27 protein-coding genes are annotated in these 17,871 nt (G+C 40.2%); 20 read left to right on the top strand and 7 right to left on the bottom strand.

Annotation, left to right across the window (positions count from 1 at the left end):
- Window positions 1–34 precede the first annotated feature (34 nt).
- The 9 genes from msrA (at window position 35) to FT12353_RS03685 (ending at window position 6,251) form a co-directional block, all read left to right on the top strand.
- Complete coding sequence (msrA, locus tag FT12353_RS03725) at window positions 35–556, top strand: peptide-methionine (S)-S-oxide reductase MsrA (RefSeq protein WP_059393265.1); 522 nt, start codon at window positions 35–37, stop codon at window positions 554–556.
- Between the two features lie 2 nt (window positions 557–558).
- Window positions 559–996, top strand: a complete 438-nt coding sequence (gene msrB, locus FT12353_RS03720; RefSeq protein WP_047975548.1) for a peptide-methionine (R)-S-oxide reductase MsrB — start codon at window positions 559–561, stop codon at window positions 994–996.
- A 142-nt stretch (window positions 997–1,138) separates the two neighbouring features.
- Window positions 1,139–1,885, top strand: coding sequence for a hypothetical protein (locus FT12353_RS03715; RefSeq protein ID WP_059393264.1), 747 nt, complete (start codon window positions 1,139–1,141; stop codon window positions 1,883–1,885).
- A gap of 10 nt (window positions 1,886–1,895) precedes the next feature.
- Window positions 1,896–2,558: an ATP-binding cassette domain-containing protein gene (locus FT12353_RS03710; protein WP_059393263.1), complete on the top strand. Its 663-nt coding sequence runs from the start codon at window positions 1,896–1,898 to the stop codon at window positions 2,556–2,558.
- Window positions 2,559–2,809: 251 nt separating this feature from the next.
- Window positions 2,810–3,220 carry a helix-turn-helix transcriptional regulator gene (locus tag FT12353_RS03705; protein WP_059393262.1) on the top strand — a complete coding sequence of 137 codons (411 nt, stop codon included), beginning with the start codon at window positions 2,810–2,812 and terminating at the stop codon, window positions 3,218–3,220.
- Window positions 3,221–3,453: 233 nt separating this feature from the next.
- Complete coding sequence (locus tag FT12353_RS03700; protein WP_203618488.1) at window positions 3,454–4,245, top strand: PhzF family phenazine biosynthesis protein; 792 nt, start codon at window positions 3,454–3,456, stop codon at window positions 4,243–4,245.
- A 168-nt stretch (window positions 4,246–4,413) separates the two neighbouring features.
- On the top strand, window positions 4,414–5,205 hold the full coding sequence (locus FT12353_RS03695; RefSeq protein WP_203618486.1) for a PhzF family phenazine biosynthesis protein: 792 nt from the start codon (window positions 4,414–4,416) through the stop codon (window positions 5,203–5,205).
- A 281-nt stretch (window positions 5,206–5,486) separates the two neighbouring features.
- A complete protein-coding gene (locus tag FT12353_RS03690; protein ID WP_158531853.1) occupies window positions 5,487–5,663 on the top strand; it encodes a hypothetical protein in 177 nt (58 codons plus the stop codon).
- Between the two features lie 216 nt (window positions 5,664–5,879).
- Window positions 5,880–6,251, top strand: coding sequence for a hypothetical protein (locus FT12353_RS03685; RefSeq protein ID WP_203618484.1), 372 nt, complete (start codon window positions 5,880–5,882; stop codon window positions 6,249–6,251).
- Window positions 6,252–6,853: 602 nt separating this feature from the next.
- Here FT12353_RS03685 and FT12353_RS03680 read toward each other — a convergent pair.
- Entirely contained in the window at window positions 6,854–7,261 is a 408-nt protein-coding gene (locus tag FT12353_RS03680) for a hypothetical protein (protein WP_059393259.1), read from the bottom strand.
- Window positions 7,258–7,869, bottom strand: a complete 612-nt coding sequence (locus FT12353_RS03675) for an ImmA/IrrE family metallo-endopeptidase (protein ID WP_059393258.1) — start codon at window positions 7,867–7,869, stop codon at window positions 7,258–7,260. The genes FT12353_RS03680 and FT12353_RS03675 overlap by 4 nt, the downstream gene beginning before the upstream one ends.
- 167 nt (window positions 7,870–8,036) lie before the next feature.
- Between FT12353_RS03675 and FT12353_RS03670 the strand changes: the two genes are divergently transcribed.
- A complete protein-coding gene (locus FT12353_RS03670; protein ID WP_203618482.1) occupies window positions 8,037–8,483 on the top strand; it encodes an ASCH domain-containing protein in 447 nt (148 codons plus the stop codon).
- A gap of 75 nt (window positions 8,484–8,558) precedes the next feature.
- Here FT12353_RS03670 and FT12353_RS03665 read toward each other — a convergent pair whose 3' ends face one another.
- The gene (locus FT12353_RS03665; RefSeq protein ID WP_059393256.1) at window positions 8,559–8,804 is read right to left on the bottom strand and encodes a hypothetical protein; all 246 of its coding nucleotides are present in this window, start codon (window positions 8,802–8,804) and stop codon (window positions 8,559–8,561) included.
- A gap of 264 nt (window positions 8,805–9,068) precedes the next feature.
- Between FT12353_RS03665 and FT12353_RS03660 the strand changes: the two genes are divergently transcribed.
- A complete protein-coding gene (locus FT12353_RS03660) occupies window positions 9,069–9,272 on the top strand; it encodes a hypothetical protein (RefSeq protein WP_059393255.1) in 204 nt (67 codons plus the stop codon).
- A gap of 100 nt (window positions 9,273–9,372) precedes the next feature.
- Here FT12353_RS03660 and FT12353_RS03655 read toward each other — a convergent pair whose 3' ends face one another.
- Window positions 9,373–9,984 (bottom strand): TMEM175 family protein, encoded by a 612-nt coding sequence (locus FT12353_RS03655; RefSeq protein WP_239061171.1) that lies wholly within the window; start codon window positions 9,982–9,984, stop codon window positions 9,373–9,375.
- Between the two features lie 83 nt (window positions 9,985–10,067).
- Entirely contained in the window at window positions 10,068–10,931 is an 864-nt protein-coding gene (locus FT12353_RS03650) for a LysR family transcriptional regulator (RefSeq protein ID WP_059393253.1), read from the bottom strand.
- Between the two features lie 82 nt (window positions 10,932–11,013).
- Here FT12353_RS03650 and FT12353_RS03645 point away from each other — a divergent pair, with 82 nt between their 5' ends.
- From FT12353_RS03645 to FT12353_RS03630, 4 genes are all read left to right on the top strand, one after another.
- Window positions 11,014–11,925 (top strand): DMT family transporter, encoded by a 912-nt coding sequence (locus tag FT12353_RS03645; RefSeq protein WP_059393252.1) that lies wholly within the window; start codon window positions 11,014–11,016, stop codon window positions 11,923–11,925.
- A 190-nt stretch (window positions 11,926–12,115) separates the two neighbouring features.
- Complete coding sequence (locus FT12353_RS03640; RefSeq protein WP_059393251.1) at window positions 12,116–12,310, top strand: hypothetical protein; 195 nt, start codon at window positions 12,116–12,118, stop codon at window positions 12,308–12,310.
- 21 nt (window positions 12,311–12,331) lie between these two features.
- The gene (locus FT12353_RS03635) at window positions 12,332–12,469 is read left to right on the top strand and encodes a hypothetical protein (protein WP_158531852.1); all 138 of its coding nucleotides are present in this window, start codon (window positions 12,332–12,334) and stop codon (window positions 12,467–12,469) included.
- 95 nt (window positions 12,470–12,564) lie between these two features.
- Window positions 12,565–12,786: a hypothetical protein gene (locus FT12353_RS03630; RefSeq protein ID WP_059393250.1), complete on the top strand. Its 222-nt coding sequence runs from the start codon at window positions 12,565–12,567 to the stop codon at window positions 12,784–12,786.
- Window positions 12,787–12,818: 32 nt separating this feature from the next.
- Here the strand turns inward: FT12353_RS03630 and FT12353_RS03625 are convergent, their stop codons facing one another.
- On the bottom strand, window positions 12,819–13,268 hold the full coding sequence (locus tag FT12353_RS03625) for a DUF3021 domain-containing protein (RefSeq protein ID WP_239061170.1): 450 nt from the start codon (window positions 13,266–13,268) through the stop codon (window positions 12,819–12,821).
- The gene (locus FT12353_RS03620) at window positions 13,265–13,708 is read right to left on the bottom strand and encodes a LytTR family DNA-binding domain-containing protein (RefSeq protein WP_203618480.1); all 444 of its coding nucleotides are present in this window, start codon (window positions 13,706–13,708) and stop codon (window positions 13,265–13,267) included. The genes FT12353_RS03625 and FT12353_RS03620 overlap by 4 nt, the downstream gene beginning before the upstream one ends.
- Before the next feature lie 390 nt (window positions 13,709–14,098).
- Here FT12353_RS03620 and pdxS point away from each other — a divergent pair, with 390 nt between their 5' ends.
- The 5 genes from pdxS (at window position 14,099) to FT12353_RS03595 (ending at window position 17,823) form a co-directional block, all read left to right on the top strand.
- Window positions 14,099–14,983 carry a pyridoxal 5'-phosphate synthase lyase subunit PdxS gene (gene pdxS / locus FT12353_RS03615; protein WP_059393247.1) on the top strand — a complete coding sequence of 295 codons (885 nt, stop codon included), beginning with the start codon at window positions 14,099–14,101 and terminating at the stop codon, window positions 14,981–14,983.
- A 24-nt stretch (window positions 14,984–15,007) separates the two neighbouring features.
- Complete coding sequence (gene pdxT / locus FT12353_RS03610) at window positions 15,008–15,559, top strand: pyridoxal 5'-phosphate synthase glutaminase subunit PdxT (RefSeq protein WP_203618478.1); 552 nt, start codon at window positions 15,008–15,010, stop codon at window positions 15,557–15,559.
- A gap of 147 nt (window positions 15,560–15,706) precedes the next feature.
- Entirely contained in the window at window positions 15,707–16,075 is a 369-nt protein-coding gene (locus tag FT12353_RS03605) for a TetR/AcrR family transcriptional regulator (RefSeq protein ID WP_059393245.1), read from the top strand.
- Window positions 16,072–16,422, top strand: coding sequence for a hypothetical protein (locus FT12353_RS03600; RefSeq protein ID WP_239061169.1), 351 nt, complete (start codon window positions 16,072–16,074; stop codon window positions 16,420–16,422). The genes FT12353_RS03605 and FT12353_RS03600 overlap by 4 nt, the downstream gene beginning before the upstream one ends.
- A 285-nt stretch (window positions 16,423–16,707) precedes the next feature.
- Complete coding sequence (locus FT12353_RS03595) at window positions 16,708–17,823, top strand: AAA family ATPase (RefSeq protein ID WP_083994327.1); 1,116 nt, start codon at window positions 16,708–16,710, stop codon at window positions 17,821–17,823.
- Window positions 17,824–17,871: the final 48 nt, after the last annotated feature.

The raw sequence follows: 17,871 nt of genomic DNA, 5'->3' as shown, positions 1-17,871 counted from the left end.
TACTGTTTACAATGTTATGTAGGAGGTAATTGCAATGTCACAAGATACAGCAATTTTTGCTGGAGGATGTTTTTGGTGCATGGTCGAGCCATTTGACTCGTTGCCAGGAATCGAAAAGGTTCGTTCCGGCTACACCGGTGGCCACGTGGCAAACCCAACCTACGAGGAAGTTTGCTCCCATACTACCGGACATACCGAAGCAGTAAAGATTTGGTTTGACCCTGACAAGTTCTCTTACAAGGATTTGGTTGAACTTTATTGGCAAGTAGCTGACCCAACCGATGCAACTGGACAATTTGCTGATCGTGGTGATTCATACCGCCCAGTAATTTTTGTTAACTCACCTGAGCAGCGCCAAATTGCCGAGGAGTCAAAGAAGGAATTGAACGAATCAGGTCGATTCGACAAGCCAATCTTGACGTCAATCGAGGATGCCAAGCCATTTTATGAGGCCGAGGAATACCACCAAGACTTCTATAAGAAGGACCCATTGCGTGAAGCAGCAATGATGGCCCCTCGACACGATTATCAAGCAAAGTATTGGGGGGACAAGTAGTCATGGCAAAGTATGATCAAGAAGAATTAAAGCAACGCTTAACACCTGAACAGTACGATGTGACGCAAAATGCGGCTACTGAACGTGCTTTTACTGGTAAGTATGACCAATGGTGGAACGACGGCATCTTTGTTGATGTCGTTTCCGGTGAACCGCTTTTTTCATCAACTGACAAGTATGATTCTGGTTGTGGTTGGCCATCCTTTACCAAGGGAATTGATGATGTTGATTTGAAAGAATCAACTGATAATTCCTTGGGCATGACGCGGACGGAAGTTCGCTCAGGGGAAGCCGACTCACACCTTGGCCACGTCTTTAATGACGGACCAGCTGAACAAGGCGGATTGCGTTACTGCATCAACTCCGCAGCCTTGCGCTTTGTTCCCAAGGAAGACTTGGAAAAAGAAGGCTATGGTAAGTATTCTTACCTGTTTAATTAAATCAGTTTGACAGAAAAACGCTGCCCTTAGGGGCGGCGTTTTTTTTAGAATGAATATTAATAATTTCCCTTTCAAATATTATATGATAATATAATGATATTAATATTAGATGATTATCATTATAATTATTGGGAGAAAAGGGATGATAAAGAAAATAAAGGCTTTGATTTTCTTTCAAATTAAAGTTGCGCTTGATAACAAGATGGACTTAGTTTATTCATTTTTTATGCCACTGGCGTATTTATTAGTAAACACTATGTCGAACAGCCATCGACAAATTAGTTCGGCAAATCAGTTATCTGATTTATTACCGTTTGTCGGTTATATGGTTGTTACCGGAGTACTTAATGGTTGGGTAATGAATACGCTCATCAGTAGAGAGCGAAATTTCTTAAAAACTTTTACTTCAATTGTTGGTAATAAATTATATATTTTTGCTGCTAATTTTGTAGTCAATTTATTTTCTAACCTCTTGCAAGTTTTAGCTATTGTGGCTATTTATCAAGGAATCACTCATTCAATTAATAGTTTGGTTATTCTGATTTTACTGACCACTGCTGTCGTAATGGATATCATTGTTTCTTTAGCTTCAACAATTATTTTAATTAGTCGGATGAAGCTTTCTAGTATTCCAATGATTTTAACAACTTATATTATTGTTGGTTTGGCTTTATCAGGCCTGCAGACCAACAATTTTCTCCTTCATATCTTATTAAACATGGTTAGTATGTACACACTAACAATTGATGTTGGTAGTCTAATTTATCATCAAGGCAATGTATCCATGGCTACTGTGATGCCTGTTTTGTTACCAATAATTGTTATCGCTATTGTGGGTCTGATTTTGGTTAAAAAAGTTCCAGTATCCTCAATTCATGTGCGAGGTTAAGGGGGAGATAATGAAAGTAGAAAAATGTGATATTTATGCGGGTGAACGATTATTAATTAGGCAGGGATCCTTTGTAGTTGATTCGAATCGGTTAAATTTATTAATAGGTAATAATGGCGTTGGCAAAACAGTTATTCTGGACAAAATATCTAATTTGGATAGAAATCGACCGGCGGAATTTATTGGCTTTCCGGATGCAAAAGATATTATCTATCAAACTCAAGGTGCAAGCTTTATTGATGAAGTGACTGTTTTAACAACGTTAAAATTATTTGGAGAAATGGCTGGCGTTGACCTGGTAAATCATTTGAATTTACCTGAAATCATTTCTAAAAATATGGAAGCACGATTTGGCAATTTGTCGGGAGGCGAACGGCGATTTATTATCATTTGGGCTTCGTTACAGGTACCACGAAAACTCTATTTGTTTGATGAACCATTCGCTAATTTAGACCCCTATCACGTATCTCAATTAATGAAATTATTTTATTCAGAATTAGCAACTGGGAAAACGATTTTATTAACAACTCATCAATTTGAAGAGTTAATTCCGGATCGAACGCACATAACGCATATTGCCCATCAAAAAGTTGACTTTGATGGCACAATGACAGACTTTATGATGCATCATGGAGACGATCTACAGAATGTTTTGAAAGAAATTGCATCATAAAAATTAATCAAAGTTGATCACAACGTTCTTACTCGTTTGACAGAAAAACGCTGCCCTGAGGGGCGGCGTTTTTTTGATGAACATGGAGAACCTTTTGTGCTCAATTAACGGCAAAAGCCTTTCATATGAAGGGTTGCGCTTGGTAATTGACGAAATGCCCGTTAAAATTGCGCAAATCCTAATCGCTTTTGCTAGTGCTTTCTTGGTAAATTAGTATACTGAAGTTAATGGAAATGAAAGAGAGAGGCGCAATGGAATTTACCTTTAACGAGAACTTACTATCTTTAAGAAAAGAACATAATTTATCTCAAGAAAGCTTAGCAAACGAATTGTATGTCACCAGACAAACAATTTCAAAGTGGGAAACTGGCGAGGTCACACCTGATTTGGCTAAGATTCAATCAGTTGCTGATTACTTTCAGGTTCCGGTTGAAGAGGTTCTATTTGGCCAGCAACAATCATCAACGTTAACTGGTGTAGTGAAAGACCGTGCCAAAAAGTTTTTTGAGGAAGATGAGGCTGACAAAGACTGGCACGAAAATCACCGCTGGCGCGAGTGGCAATATCGACCGATTAATAATGGTTGGGAGTTTTTGGCACGCTATTATTGGATTTTATTTGCCCTAATTGGGATGATTGGCTGGTTTGTAAGCAAAAAATAAGAGATATGGATATCTGTTTTTAGGTAAAATGATTTTCAAAATAAAGGTGGACCGCATATCAAATATGCGGTCCACTTTTTAGGTTAAGTGACAGAAAGGCTTGGATGTCAGGAGTTCGAACACACAATTAATTGATGTCAGGAAAGCTGAGGTGATGTCTGTTAAATCAGTTTGGCCGTGGTAGAATGGTGCAAATTAAAGAAATTCGAATTGTGTTTGGAAAGGAAGCAACCATGGTAAAAAGTTATGTTGTCGACGCGTTTGCAAGTGAGATTTTTAAGGGTAATCCGGCGGCAGTCCTCTTCGTTGATCATTTCCCAAGTGATGAAATGATGCAAAATATTGCAATGGAAAATAAGCTTTCTGAAACAGCTTTTGCTGTCAAAAAAGATGACAACCACTATGACTTACGGTGGTTCTCACCAGCCGGTGAGATTGACCTTTGTGGTCACGCTACCTTGGCTACCGGTTTCTTAGTCTTTCAAAAGGCGGCTCCAAAAGATGGGCAGTCAGTGGTTTTCAACACCATGAGTGGTGATTTGACGGTCACAAAGAAGGGTGACTTGTATGAAATGGACTTCCCAACTTACGATTTGAAGGCAATCCCTGTAACGGAAGCCATGACGGAAGCCTACGGTGCCCGACCAGATGCTGCCTATCTTGGCCGTGATTTGGTCTGTGTCTTCCCACAAGGAACAGCGATTGCTGAGATGGATCCTGATATGGAAAAGCTGAAAAAATTAGATGGGATGGCCCAACATGTTACAGCCATCGTGGATGATGAATATGATTGTGTATCACGGTCATTTGCGCCTAAGTTAGGGATTAACGAAGATCCTGTCTGTGGTAGCGGTCACTGTCATATCGCCCCATACTGGTCAGAACGACTAGGTAAGCACCAATTGACTGCTTACCAGGCGTCACCACGGTCAGGTGTCCTTCACTGTGATTATGAGGGTAAGCGGACTAAGCTAAGCGGCGAGGCAGTTCTTTATTCTGAAAATGAAGTGAACTTAGCAATTTAAAAGCAGTGAAAAAGGCCACCCGGAAATCAGTTTCTGGATGGCCTTTTGTATGGCATAACGCTTCGAATGTTGGGAATCACTAATTTAATATATAGTAAAACAATTTAAATCATGGTAGAATGGTTCAAATCAAAAGGGATAATAGTTGTGTTTAGGAAGGAAATGACCATGGTCAAAAGTTATGTTGTTGATGCGTTTACAAACGAAATTTTTAGGGGGAATCCTGCGGCCGTTCTCTTTGTTGACGACTTTCCCAGTGATGAAATGATGCAAAATATTGCCATGGAAAATAAACTGTCTGAAACGGCCTTTGCCATTGAAAAAGATGACAATCATTATGATTTGCGGTGGTTTACACCAGCAGGCGAAATTGATCTTTGTGGCCACGCTACTTTGGCCACCGGTTTCTTGGTCTTTCAAAAGGCAACGCCGAAAAATGGACAAACCGTTGTATTTCATACGATGAGTGGTGATTTGACGGTGACAAAGAAAGGGAACCTTTATGAAATGGACTTCCCAGCCTACGATTTGAAGGAGGTTCCCGTAACAGATGCCATGGTAAAAGCGTATGGCGTTCAGCCAGAAGCTGCCTATCTAGGCCGTGATTTGCTTTGTGTCTTTCCAGAGGGCACGGCAATTGCTGAAATGGCCCCTGATATGGAAGAGCTGAAGAAATTAGACGGGACGCTGCAACATGCTACGGCCATTGGCGACGGTCAATATGATTGCATTTCACGGTCATTTGCCCCTAAGCTAGGAATTGCAGAAGATCCTGTCTGTGGCAGCGGTCACTGTCATATTGCACCATACTGGTCAAAACGTCTAGGCAAGCAGCAAATAACTGCTTACCAGGCCTCACCGCGAACTGGTGTTCTTTATTGTGATAGTGAAGGTGGCCGTACCAAATTGAGTGGTGAAGCTGTGCTTTATTCTGAAAATGAAGTTAATTTGGCGATTTGAAAAATAGCTCATTGAAGCCAATTTTATTAGGTGTACGGGAAAAATATTCTGTGCACCTTTTTTAGTGGATATGATTAAGTCGAAAGTATGATATCAGGAACTATTGGCTCACAAACAGCTTTATATGCAATTAAATATTTGTTACCGAAGAAAAAGCAATAGTTAATATTTTGTTATGACCGTTCTATTCAAAAATCGCCTAAGTCTTTGTTAATGTAGAAGGAGTAAGTTTTTTTCTAGTTTGATTATTTAATACGGGAAAGGGAGAATTGGTAGTAATTATGAAAAAATCAACAAAAGCGGGCATCATTGGTGCAATAAATGGTGGTGTAGTTGTCGGAATTTCTATCATAGCAGAAATGTTTCTTCCAAAATATTGGCATATTATCAACCTTATTTCTGCACTGATAGGCGGCTTTATTGTTTATTATTTTATTAAAGATATTAAAAAAAATTAATTACACTTTAGCAAAAATTTATTCGTTGTTTATCTGTTAATATTAATATTTCTCAAAAATATACTTATGGAAAAATGATAATTGTATTGCTATTCATTGTTTTAGAAATAGCCATGTTTGCTCTTTCTTGGATTTATAATGCCAAAATTTTTCTATTTGCTATTAACTTTTTAGCCGTCGGATGGTCTGCTGCCAAGAAAGGAGAAAATAATAAAAATGGATATCAATAGCAAACAGTATGCTCAACTAACTGATAACGAAATTATCCTTTTCAATGCCATTGAGGAAATTACTAACCACTTGAAGGATGATCAAGATAATCCGGTATCTTTATCTCTATATCTTTGGAAAATGGGGATTCAAGATCCTCTGGCTAAAGATAAAATTATTCAGTCAACGTTTAAACTGATTATAGAATCAGATAATCCTCTTGAGTTAACTGAACAAGATTTTAGTAAAGAATATTCACAAATATCTGATTTATTTTTAGAATCAAAGACTAGTAAAAATATGATAATTTACATTTTAACTTGGATCGGTTTGAATGTTTCCCCAATTGCTTATGCCATTTCAAAAAATATAGTATAAATAACGGAGAGAAGATGAGTACTCGATTTAAACAAGTTATTTCATATGCGGTCTTGGTGGCATTCACTGTCATCATACTAAATCATTTAGATGTGCAAGAATTGGTTTATGACATCTTAGTTTTGATATTAATCCCGATTGAGGTATTAATTATTCAGTATGTGTTTAAAAATAAAAAATAGCTAACGTAAAATGTGAGTTAATAAAAATCCCTCACTGATGAAATCAGGAGGGATTTTTGTTGGTTTAGATTTTAGAAAAATATAAAGGTACTATTAATACTTGATGTAAAAACCAAATGATGAATATAGCTGTTTTTGAATAGGAAATTCTAATCTTTTTGCCTTTACTTTACTTTTTAAAATAATTTTTTTAACTGTATTCATTTCAGGATATTGAGTAAGTTCTTGTTTGTTAACTTTTAAAACAATTAATTGATTTCCTTTTGAAAAATTGACGAAAATAATGCAGTATTGATTTTTTGACTCGACAACACCCCATAGGAAGTAAGGAATTCTTTAAGGAACTTGTCTTTTATTTAGATGTAAAAGTAGCGTTTCAACAATTTTTAACCACGTTAAAGCTTCTGATCTATCATTGGCTTACCTGGTTAATGTCCACAGGTCATGAATGAGTTTTGAAGTATCGGCGAAAGCATAGCGGTAAATAATGACCAGGAGGCCGATGAGGTTGGTAAAGAGGCCAGTAATAAGGTAACTTTGCACCTTAATGGCGACGATGTCCGCTAAAAAGATGGTAATGCCTAAAATGGCGACCGTCACTAGTGCGAAGTAAAGACTAATGGAAATGATTAGCCAACGACGAATGGCGGCTTTTGATTTAAGTTCCTTCACTAACTGGCCCTGGATGGCCGAAGCGGTGTCATTGTTAATAATGTGGCTGCGCAAAGATTCCGCTTGATCTTGTGCAAGCAGAGTCTGGTTGTCAAAAGGGACGACTACTGGGGTAATAATTTGTTCCTTCAATTTATTTTTTTTACTTTGGGTCATTTGCTTTGGGAAACCTCCTGGATTAAAGTTGTTAGACGATTGCGAGCAATTTGGTCATCGATAAAGTAGATTAATGAGAATTTTTGGATTAATTGGGCCGTGGATAAAGTTTGCCAATCAAGGCCCTGCAAGATTGGTCGGGCCGTGGCATCGGGAACTAAAAATTGTTCTGCGAATAAATTAGCTTCCGCTTCGATTGGATTGTTTGTCGGGCATTGGCCGGAACCATCCGAAAAGGGATAATCTAAAATAGCAATGTCGTCGACCTGATTGACCTCTTGACAGAGACGTTCGACCACCTGGGGATTGTTTTGGCTAACCTGATAATCCCATCCTAAAATGAGTTGGCCGAGTTTCTTTGCAAGCATGTAAATCCAGTCGCGATGGTTCAAGGCATTTTCAACGACAATCTGTGGCTGATCTTTGTCCATGTTATACAGGGTGTAAGCAGTGGCCGCTAAATCCGATAAATCAGCATTGACCACAGCCAAGCCGACTGATTTAAAGTAAGTGGCAAGATTTTCGTTGTCGATGTTTTGGCCCATGATTGCTTGATGGGCTTTATCGGCACGTTTTTTGATTTCGATTTGGCGCTTGTTACTGATCATTGGTATCCTCCGCTAATTTTTCGTCATTATTGTAGCATTGAGGGAAGGGATACTTTTGCGCTAGTCACGGACTTCAGCATCAATCTTTTGGGGACAACTGGCAGGTATTTTACTGGTACAATGAGGACAAGAGTGTTTAAATTTTAAGATTAGAAGAGGGACAGCAAATGATGCCAGCAGCATTTTTTCAACAGGCTAAAGACGAGGGTGTGATTCCATTGGGGGCTCAATTGCAATCCAGTTTTCAATTTGGTGTGGCGGCTGACGAACTTGCCCAGTTAGTCCTTAAAGGCGTTAAGACTGCCACTGCGAGCGCTTATGATTTGTACGAAACAGAGGAGCCATTACCTGCTTTTGGTGCCTACGATGTTATTTTGGATGGGCAAAATCAACCTGTTGGCATTATTAAAAACGATGCTGTCACAATTGAACAGTACCTAAATATTAATGCCCAACATGCCTATGAAGAGGGCGAAGGGGACCGCTCATTAGCCTATTGGCGCCAGGTGCACCATGAGTTTTTTACTGCCGCCTACCACGAAGAGGGCAAGGTGTTTCGAGAAAATCAGGCGCAAATTGTCCTGGAAAAATTTCACTTAGTTTATCCACAATAAAAAGGCCGAAACAAGATTGTTTCGACCTTTTTGTCTGCTATTTGGCAGAATTAAGATTATTCTGATTTGGAATATTTAATAAATTGATGTTGTGTGGTTGGCAGTCGCCATAAGAGTAATGTTGCCTGCTAACAAAAGTGTGACAAATGCAATTAAGTTATCGCTTTTGAAGACAAAGAAAAAGCAGATTACAAAAATTATGGAGTAGGCAAAGGGGATGACAAATTGCACCCAGGTATTCAAACTAAATTTGACGATAATCGCCTGTGCTAAAATTACGAGCATTGAAACAAAGATAAATGCGGACTTTTCACTTGCCATTTTAATCCTCTCCTAATTGTCATAAGACACTATTCTATACTTCTCTAGAGGTAATTGTATCATTTAATTTCATATTTTTCTAATAAAAAGCAATTAAAAGGCATTTGTTTATTATTTTTTAATATTTATTGGGGGAAACTTGCTATTAAGCGAGAAAATTTTTGAATTTATCATTTCATTTCTAATTTTTTCTGGTATGCTGTCCTTAGAAAAAGTTTCACCCGAGACTTTGAGCAGGTGGGCAGGCCCCCGGGGAGAAAGCAGATGCAAACACTCGTCATGCACTATCGTCGAACTTTTGCGACCTTCTTTGTCGCAGTTTTGGAATTTTTTTTCGTGTTTATTGGGTCTTTGATTTCGCCTGGAGAGCCGATATCTTATTGGGTATCGCTCTACTTGGGATTAGCTGTTATTACCGTCCTGTCGATGCTAGTTGACTGGGTTGTCAAAAAGTATCGGAAAAAATAAAATTTTAGATTATTCTAAATAAAAATCAGTCTCGTAGTGATATGAACTCTGAAATTGGAGGTCATATCCAGTTATGCGAGGCTGATTTTTTAATGGTATTTTATCGATTAAGAGAATGTTGTCGGTCAATATCAACATTGGTTCGACCAGCAATAAAGAGAATTTGCCAAACCATGATGACCAGCTGAAACTGTGGGGCAAAAATAAGAATCAGCAGCCAGGCCAGACCTTGAGAAACAATGGCAAACGGGTTGGTTAAGTAACGGACAATCCGCATTTGGCGAAGATCCTCTGCCTCTTGCAGCCTTCCTAATTTTTGATTATCTAGGATAGCTGTGAAAACCAGTAGCAAAAAGGCTGCAGTCCACACCAAGAAGACGAGGCCGTAAAAGATTTCAGGCCCACGAGCCGAGAGGTCTTGACCAATCCAAGCCGTTGCTAGCGGTAAAAAGGAGGTGGTGAAGAGCCAGAGGGCATTGATAACGAAGAGCTTGTGAGTCACCCGATGAATTTTGCTGGCGATATAGAGATGGTTGTACCAGGCTTCCCCTAGAAAAAGCCAGCCAATGCTATAAGAAATAAAGTAGGGAAACTGTTTTAAAATGGCTGTGATATTGCTGGAATTTGGTACCTTAAATTCCAAAATCATGATGGTAAAAATAATGACCAAAATTCCATCAGTAAATCCTTCTAATCGTGATTTTGTCATCATAAACATAACCTCTCAAAAACTGATTTATTATAGTGACAGTATAGACTTTTTTACTCCTGGACAATAGGGGGGAGTCCGCTCGATTACAGGGCATTTCGGTGTGTTTGAACGAACTTAACGAAGTTTTTCGCGCCGTTGGTGAGCAGCCCATCATTTTTTTGTAACAGGCTGATCGACCGACTGATGGTCGGTACCGTATCGAATGATTTGATTTGATAGAGCGACTCGGTTTCTTCATCCATGGGCATGATGCTGTAGCCTAGGCCTTGTTCGACCATTAGGATGGTTGAAAAGCTATCGTGTAGCCGCAGCTTCATCTTGGGTTCAATCCCAATCTTTTGGAACTCCGAGACCGATTCACTAAAGAGACCTTCTTCGAGGAGGATATAGTCGTAGTTGGTCAAATCAGCGAGGGGAATGGGCTGATTGTCTGGAAAATTTTCAGCAAGTGGTAACGGTAAAATCGCCTTGAGAACCTGGTGTTGGATAACTAACCCGTTCTCGGTGACATCGCCGTTAACGAAGCCAATATCGGCCTCCCCATTTTCAATCCAGTTGGGAATACTGGTCCCGTCACCCTGGATAATGGCAAATTCAATGTTCTCAAACTGTTTTTGGAAGTTCGCGATTAGCTTTGGCAACCACTGTTGGGAAATACTGGGAATCGTGGCAATTTTGATGACGGTACTTTCGCCCTGAATCTCTTGCTTTTGTTCCTCGAGTGCCTGGTAGTCATTGAGCAGCTGGTTGATAAACGGAAAGATGCGTTCGCCCTCGGGCGTTAAGCTGATTTGCCGATGCTTTTTGATCAATAAGGGAAAGCCTAGGTCGTTTTCAAGGCTAGCAATCATTTGGGTGACGGCAGGTTGGGTATAGCCTAAAATTTTGGCCGCCTTGGTGATATTTTGCTGTTCTAAAATGATTTTTAATGCCAAAAAATTATTCATAAGTTCTCCTTATATTGAAATAAAAATTATCAATTTCAATTATAACCGATTCTATTTTATATTAGTTAAAGAGGAAGAACACATGAATAATACGAAAAAACAAGTTGGCATTCTTTTTGCGATATTGGGGGCATCGTGCTGGGGAATCAGTGGGGTCGCGAGTCAATATTTATTTCATCATACCGCAGTTCACCCTGTGAGCCTGGTTGGCTTACGACTCTTTGTTGGTGGCGTCCTGTGCCTATTGACCGCTCTGACTCAGTCGAGTAGTCGTCAGCTCGTTTTGGGTATTTGGCAGCAGAAGCGGACCCGAAACCGGCTTTTATTATTTAGTCTCTTTGGCTTTTTGCCATCACAATTGTCCTATTTTTTGTCGATTAGCTATGGCAACGTCGCGACGGCCGCGGCACTGCAGTTCTTGAGCCCAACGCTTACGCTGATTTTTATGATGATTGCCTGGCATCATCGGCCAAATCGTTTGGAGACACTAGCGATTGTGATTAGCTTTTCTGGCACAATCCTATTAATTACGAACGGCAACTTATCGATGTTCGTTGTCTCAATCTGGGCCATCTTTTGGGGGCTGATGTCCGGCGTTGGTCAGGTAGCCTATAGCTTACTGCCAAAGCCTTTGTTAAAGGAATACCCAACGAGCGTGGTTGTTGGTTGGGGAATGCTTCTGGGTAGTTTGCCATTGCTACCGGCTAGCTTCCGTGATCATTCGTTTTATCAATTAACGAATTGGCAGTGGGCAAACGTACTCTTTATCGTTATTGTTGGTACATTTGTGGCCTGCCTGTGCTATATCAATAGCCTGAAGTTCCTATCAGCCACGATTGCACAGATTTTAGGATCGTTTGAACCGCTGACGGCGGCGCTGTTCTCAGTTCTTTTCCTTGGGCAGAACCTAGGCCTGGTTGAAGTACTGGGAATCTTGTTAATCGTGAGCGTGGTTTTGCTACAGAAGCCGCAACGAAGTGCGCATGCTTCTTAAATAATGAAAAATCAGCCGTGATCTAGTGGCTGATTTTTTATTTGGGGTTGCTAAAGCTGGTGGGTCGAGCGGGACTGATTTTTCATGAACTTAGCAGGAAAAAACCAATACTAGAATTTTTTAACATTTGTCTTTAAAATTTGTCATGATAGTATTATAATCGTAATATATTGAAAAGGGGGAATTAAGGATGGCAACATTACGTGATGGTTCAAAAGAGAACCGCGAATCTTTTGAAGAGGCAAAGAATAAGCAAGCTCAAGAACACGCCGCTGAAGCCCATGAAGAGAAGGCAAATACCCGTGTTGAGGATGCTAAGCATAAGGATGCTCGCTACGACAACGAGGAATTCGAGAACGAAAAGAAAGAATTCGAAGGTCAATAAGCATAATCGGGGGAAATCATTATGGAAAAAAAGCATGAATTTGAAGCGGCTGATGCCCGCGAAGTTGAAGATGCTAAGCGCCAAGATGAACGCCTAGAAAAGCAATCAGAGTTCGTTAAGTCATCGCACGAGAGTCGTGAGAAGGCTGACGAAAAGTAAGCTAAAACGCCCGTTCGGGGCGTTTTTTTATTGCCTTTTTGTAAAAATATAGGAGATTGGCTACAATGAATGGGAAAGAAAAGGAATAATTCGACATGAAAAATAAGATAACCGAACTGACCATTCTCTATCCACGAACAGCCGCAATCGTTTTGGTGACTGTTCTCAATATTATTTACATTTTATTAGTGAACTTATTTTCGTCTGGTCAATCTTTTCTTGGCTGGCTGAATAGTTTGGTGGTTAATGTGGCTGGCTTTGCAGTGCTAATGGTCCTCAGCTGGTTATGGACGAAGTTTGTTAACCGAAAAAAATAAAGGAGTTGCTCTAATGGGCAACTCCTTTTTGGTTAACGGGTTGATTTGAAGTTTTCGTTCAGCTCACGAACTAATTTTTTCGCTTGAGCCATGGAAATTAGCCAGATAATCAGATAAATCAGTAGATAAATCAGTGTGTAAAATGCCAACCACGGAAGGGAAAGGGGAAACCAACCCGCCAAAATAGCCAAAATCGTGAATCCAACGTAAGTCACTGAAAAGTGTTCGACTGTTCGACGGGTAATGCTCAGGTGATCATTTTGAAAAATTGTATCGGAAAGAGAAAAGAGGATGCCCATGAGTGCCCAAAGAACGATGGAACATACTAAAGCAGTGAGTGGTCGGTGAAAGTGATTTGTAAAGGTTGGACCGGAGGCGACTAAGTTGGGTAATTGGTAGGCATATGAGAAAGAAACAGCAAACAAAAGACCAATATTAATTCCTACACTAGCGCCCAATACAATTTTTTTTAAAATTTTCATAATAGCTTCTCCTTTTTGATGCGTCGCATGTACCGCCTTGAAGCAAAAGTAGTTTGACCATCTCGTAAGATAACTTCATAGGCGCCCGTTTTACTAAGTCGAAAGCATTGAATGAAGTGACGATTAATGATTTCGGACTGAGAAATTTGAATAAATAAGCTCTCTGGTAAAAAGTCGGCTAGCTCATAAATTCGTTTTTGCGTTTTATAGTGCTGACCGTTGACTTGGCAATAAATCGCATGCTCTTCCGTGTAAAAACGGTCGATGTTGGGCAGTTCAATTTGTTGGTAATCCTCTTGATTTTTGACAAAGAGGCTACTGTGATTGATAACGCTTTGAATTTCGTGCTCTAGGTAGACAATTTTGGCCGTTTTCTGTTTAGCGAAAATAACGATATTGGGTGTCTGAGCATTTTGATCAATTTTAGTGGATACTTTCATTGGTTTTTCCTTTTGACACGGTTTTGTTAAATTCACTGTAAAACAAATCAAGGAAAAAAGGGGATGGATTTTACTATTTGGTCTTTATTGTTGAAAAAGTGGTTAAAAATAGAAAGATAACCAATAAATTTCTTGCATAAAAAGAACTATTCCAATTTAAATCAGAGGTTTTAATCGGATTTCGGCTACTCTTGGTTATTTTTTTAATCTTTTTATCATTTTTAAAGTTCTGAATGTTTCCATATTGCTTAAATGAAAGTGTAATGAGAATAACATTAAGATTAATTTCCGTTATGGTATAATCGTTCTATCCAATAGTTCGGTTTTACTGATTTTGGAAATTTATTTTTTAATCATTTTATTAGAATAGATTGTGGAGGATGTATTGTCATGAAGGAAACTGGATCAACAACGGTCAAGCGTGGTATGGCGCAGATGCAAAAGGGTGGGGTCATCATGGATGTCGCCAACGTTGAACAGGCAAAGATTGCTGAAGAAGCCGGCGCTGTTGCTGTGATGGCCTTGGAACGAGTACCATCGGATATTCGTGCTGCTGGGGGAGTTGCGCGGATGTCAGATCCAGCGATGATTGAAGAAATCATGGCTGCTGTTTCAATCCCTGTAATGGCCAAGGCTCGTATCGGTCATATTGCTGAAGCCCACGTTTTGGAAAGTATCGGTGTGGACTACATCGATGAAAGTGAAGTGTTGACGCCAGCCGATGACAACTTCCACATTGCTAAGAATGAATTTACAGTGCCATTTGTTTGTGGTTGCCGTGACCTTGGAGAAGCATTGCGTCGAATCGGTGAAGGTGCTTCAATGTTACGGACGAAGGGTGAACCCGGTACGGGGGATGTTGTCGAAGCTGTTCGTCACATGCAAAAGGTGAACGAACAAATTCGCCACATTCAAAACGAAAAGCCCGAACATTTGATGGCCATTGCGCGTGACTTGCGGGCACCATTGGACTTGGTTCAAGAAATCCATGAAACTGGCAAGCTGCCAGTGGTTAACTTTGCTGCCGGTGGGATTTCAACACCAGCCGACGCTGCTTTGATGATGAACCTTGGTGCCGATGGGGTCTTTGTAGGTTCTGGTATTTTCAAATCAGAAAACCCAGCTAAGTTTGCCAAGGCAATTGTGACTGCAACTGCGAACCCAACTGACTACCACTTGATTGCTGAAGTTTCCAAGAACTTGGGTGCCCCAATGAAGGGAATCGATACGGCAACTTTGCACGACGAAGACAAGATGGCTCCTCGCGGAATCTAATCGATTGAAAAAAGGAGCAAGCAAATGGTAATTGGTGTTTTAGATTTACAAGGCGCTGTTGACGAGCATATCCAAATGCTTGCTCAGTGTGGTGTAACAGGGAAAAAGGTGCTCTCAGAGGAAGACTTAAATCAGGTCGATGGCTTGATTATTCCTGGTGGCGAGAGTACGGCAATTATGAACCTGTTGCTCAAGTTTGATTTGTTAAAGCCCCTTCAGGAGAAGGTGGCAGCAGGATTGCCAATCTTTGGAACTTGTGCTGGTTTGGTACTCTTATCTCGTTCGGATGCTTTGGCTGGTATTGAAGGCGAAGTGGAACGGAACGGTTTTGGCCAACAAAAGGATAGCTTCCAAGCTGATATCGATGTGGCCGGTTTTGATCAACCATTTCCCGGCATCTTCATCCGTGCTCCTTATTTAAAGCAGGTAGCAGATGACGTCGAAGTATTGGCAAAGATTGACGATGACCGGATTATTGCCGTTAAACATGGTAAGATTTTGGCAACGTCATTCCATCCAGAATTGTCTGATGATACTCGGATGCACCAACTTTTCTTGGAGATGGTCAGCGCATAAACCTGATTGGAATCAAGGAACGATACAATCAATTTAAAAGACAGCAAGGGTGCGCATGCCATTGCTGTCTTTTTTAGTGTGGAAATTACACTTTAAAATCAGTGAATATTTTTGACCAATTAGTCAAAAAAGAGTTATAATACAGCCATGGGACGAAATAAAAAATTTGATACGGTTGAAACAATAGGACAAATACAGCGAGTATTTATTCAAAAAGGTTATAATGCGACTTCTCTGGATGACTTAGTGCAAGCGACGGGGTTACTGCGTGGTAGTTTATACAGTACCTTTGGCAGTAAGGAGGGGATGTTCATTGCGGCCCTATCAGATAGTCTTGAAAAGGAAAGTGAGGAAAGCTGGCACTTAATTTTGATTGCAATGATCGAACTTACTAATCAAAGTAAGCGAGTTTTTGAAATCATAAATCAGTGGTATCATCATCAGTCTTATCAAGCGGTCACGGAAAAACTAGGTCAAATTGTATTAAGAGAGAGTGGAATAACGGAGGTGAAATGATGGAAAATCGCGTTTATATTCAACAGAATCAGCTCGTGGTAGAGCCAGTGGGATTGAATAAGTTGACAACCCTTAAAACACATCTAATTTTTCCCATTACCCATGTCGCCGGTGCGTCATTAGACAGTGGTATTTTAGCTGATCCTAAGGGATTACGTGCGGGCGGAACGCACACTGCCAATTATTGGGGTGGAAGTTTTCATCAAAATAACGAAACTACTTTTTATAATGTTAAGGCTAACGAGATACCCGTAGTTATTCAATTGCAGAATGAAAAATATGATCGTTTAGTTTTAGGCGTAAAAAATCCTGAACAGCTAGTTCAATCGATTAATAATCAACTGTAATGTTTTTAGCTAGCAGTAGGCATTTATACTAAGAATCAGGCATATCAAGTTGCTTGATTCTTTTCTTTATTAAAAAGTGGTGGTTCTTTTCTATCAAAATTTCTGAAGAGTCTTGGTTTTATGGCTATAGTTTACGATTAAGATAATGTTCATGATGTGTTTATAGCGACTAAACGTAAATTGCCATTCAACAACCCCCTTGACTATCTTTGGTATAATAGAAGTAATATGCACTGGCTGATTTTTCCAGTGAAGTGTTTGATAAGATAGATGTTAGGAAGACTGATGGTCAAGAAAAACTTAGTCAAAGCAAACTTAACAGGTGACCGAATTGGGGTCTTTTTCGGAACCTTGGCACCGATGCACATTGGGCACCAGGCCGAAATTTATAAGGCCGCAGCCCTGAATGATGGGGTCGTTGTGATTACTTCCGGGTACACAGGCGACCGTGGAGATCAAATTGGCTTGCCGGTTGAAAAACGGTTCCGTTACTTACGGGAGGCCTTCAATGATGAAGACAACATCAAGGTTGATTACATCAATGAAGATGATATTCCTCAGATGCCGAACGGTTGGCAGGAATGGACAGACCGGTTGACGGCGACGATTCGACGGAATATTGTCAACCCTGAGGCACAGATTACGCTTTATACTGGTGAAGCGGACTATAAGGAAATGCTGGAAAAGATGTTGCCAAAAGATGGCCATTTCCGTGTTTCATTAATGGATCGTACCATTTTAAAGGTATCGGCAACGGCTGTTCGTAATGATCCTTTGGGAAACTGGGACTTTATTAACCGCGTTTTCCGCCGCCATTTTGCTAAAAAGATTTTGGTCGTTGGGGCACCGCAAACAGGTAAATCAACTTTAACCAGGCGTTTAGCGCGAACATCAAATTCGCCTTTTTCGGTAGAGTTTTCACGAACTTACCAGGAGAAGTCAAATGTCTTTGATAGTGAACTGCTCTTAAAGGACTATTCGCGGATTATTCAGGGCCAGTATGATGCCAATTCGGCCGAAATTAATTCACCGGCCAATAACGGCCTGACCTTCTTTGATACGGATGCGATGGTGACCATGGCGGAAGCGAGGGAGTGGTTACCAAAAGATGACTTGGCTCAATTGTTACCACTATTTGATAATACAATTCAAGAAGAAGAATTAGACCTAATTTTGGTCATTCCACCAGCAGTAGCTGTTTTAAACGGCGCAGATCCAATTGAAAGTGCCGAATTTGATCGCCACCTTTGGCAGGTAATTGCTGACTATGGCTATGATGATTTGGCAGTGGCTTTGGATCGGCCGGGTGGACCCGATGACCCAGCGGGTTACTATGCCCGGTATATGCAGGCTTTGGAAATTATTGAAGATAAAGTTGGCATTAATTTAACCAAGGTTTAAGATAAGGACCCTGAACGTTTCGGGTCTTTTTTATTCCAGCTTTATCTA

This window comes from Fructobacillus tropaeoli, from assembly GCF_016860625.1.
In the GTDB taxonomy this organism is placed as follows: domain Bacteria; phylum Bacillota; class Bacilli; order Lactobacillales; family Lactobacillaceae; genus Fructobacillus; species Fructobacillus tropaeoli.
Note: the sequence above shows the minus strand (reverse complement) of the source record. Positions and strands in the feature narration are given on the sequence as shown.

What these genes read in the sequence shown, in the direction of transcription:
- msrA (WP_059393265.1), top strand. Translation starts at nt 35, where the DNA reads ATGTCACAAGATACAGCAATTTTTGCTGGAGGATGTTTTTGGTGCATG.
- msrB (WP_047975548.1), top strand. Translation starts at nt 559, where the DNA reads ATGGCAAAGTATGATCAAGAAGAATTAAAGCAACGCTTAACACCTGAA.
- FT12353_RS03715 (WP_059393264.1), top strand. Translation starts at nt 1,139, where the DNA reads ATGATAAAGAAAATAAAGGCTTTGATTTTCTTTCAAATTAAAGTTGCG.
- FT12353_RS03710 (WP_059393263.1), top strand. Translation starts at nt 1,896, where the DNA reads ATGAAAGTAGAAAAATGTGATATTTATGCGGGTGAACGATTATTAATT.
- FT12353_RS03705 (WP_059393262.1), top strand. Translation starts at nt 2,810, where the DNA reads ATGGAATTTACCTTTAACGAGAACTTACTATCTTTAAGAAAAGAACAT.
- FT12353_RS03700 (WP_203618488.1), top strand. Translation starts at nt 3,454, where the DNA reads ATGGTAAAAAGTTATGTTGTCGACGCGTTTGCAAGTGAGATTTTTAAG.
- FT12353_RS03695 (WP_203618486.1), top strand. Translation starts at nt 4,414, where the DNA reads ATGGTCAAAAGTTATGTTGTTGATGCGTTTACAAACGAAATTTTTAGG.
- FT12353_RS03690 (WP_158531853.1), top strand. Translation starts at nt 5,487, where the DNA reads ATGAAAAAATCAACAAAAGCGGGCATCATTGGTGCAATAAATGGTGGT.
- FT12353_RS03685 (WP_203618484.1), top strand. Translation starts at nt 5,880, where the DNA reads ATGGATATCAATAGCAAACAGTATGCTCAACTAACTGATAACGAAATT.
- FT12353_RS03680 (WP_059393259.1), bottom strand. Translation starts at nt 7,261, where the DNA reads ATGACCCAAAGTAAAAAAAATAAATTGAAGGAACAAATTATTACCCCA.
- FT12353_RS03675 (WP_059393258.1), bottom strand. Translation starts at nt 7,869, where the DNA reads ATGATCAGTAACAAGCGCCAAATCGAAATCAAAAAACGTGCCGATAAA.
- FT12353_RS03670 (WP_203618482.1), top strand. Translation starts at nt 8,037, where the DNA reads ATGATGCCAGCAGCATTTTTTCAACAGGCTAAAGACGAGGGTGTGATT.
- FT12353_RS03665 (WP_059393256.1), bottom strand. Translation starts at nt 8,804, where the DNA reads ATGGCAAGTGAAAAGTCCGCATTTATCTTTGTTTCAATGCTCGTAATT.
- FT12353_RS03660 (WP_059393255.1), top strand. Translation starts at nt 9,069, where the DNA reads ATGCAAACACTCGTCATGCACTATCGTCGAACTTTTGCGACCTTCTTT.
- FT12353_RS03655 (WP_239061171.1), bottom strand. Translation starts at nt 9,984, where the DNA reads ATGATGACAAAATCACGATTAGAAGGATTTACTGATGGAATTTTGGTC.
- FT12353_RS03650 (WP_059393253.1), bottom strand. Translation starts at nt 10,931, where the DNA reads ATGAATAATTTTTTGGCATTAAAAATCATTTTAGAACAGCAAAATATC.
- FT12353_RS03645 (WP_059393252.1), top strand. Translation starts at nt 11,014, where the DNA reads ATGAATAATACGAAAAAACAAGTTGGCATTCTTTTTGCGATATTGGGG.
- FT12353_RS03640 (WP_059393251.1), top strand. Translation starts at nt 12,116, where the DNA reads ATGGCAACATTACGTGATGGTTCAAAAGAGAACCGCGAATCTTTTGAA.
- FT12353_RS03635 (WP_158531852.1), top strand. Translation starts at nt 12,332, where the DNA reads ATGGAAAAAAAGCATGAATTTGAAGCGGCTGATGCCCGCGAAGTTGAA.
- FT12353_RS03630 (WP_059393250.1), top strand. Translation starts at nt 12,565, where the DNA reads ATGAAAAATAAGATAACCGAACTGACCATTCTCTATCCACGAACAGCC.
- FT12353_RS03625 (WP_239061170.1), bottom strand. Translation starts at nt 13,268, where the DNA reads ATGAAAATTTTAAAAAAAATTGTATTGGGCGCTAGTGTAGGAATTAAT.
- FT12353_RS03620 (WP_203618480.1), bottom strand. Translation starts at nt 13,708, where the DNA reads ATGAAAGTATCCACTAAAATTGATCAAAATGCTCAGACACCCAATATC.
- pdxS (WP_059393247.1), top strand. Translation starts at nt 14,099, where the DNA reads ATGAAGGAAACTGGATCAACAACGGTCAAGCGTGGTATGGCGCAGATG.
- pdxT (WP_203618478.1), top strand. Translation starts at nt 15,008, where the DNA reads ATGGTAATTGGTGTTTTAGATTTACAAGGCGCTGTTGACGAGCATATC.
- FT12353_RS03605 (WP_059393245.1), top strand. Translation starts at nt 15,707, where the DNA reads ATGGGACGAAATAAAAAATTTGATACGGTTGAAACAATAGGACAAATA.
- FT12353_RS03600 (WP_239061169.1), top strand. Translation starts at nt 16,072, where the DNA reads ATGATGGAAAATCGCGTTTATATTCAACAGAATCAGCTCGTGGTAGAG.
- FT12353_RS03595 (WP_083994327.1), top strand. Translation starts at nt 16,708, where the DNA reads ATGGTCAAGAAAAACTTAGTCAAAGCAAACTTAACAGGTGACCGAATT.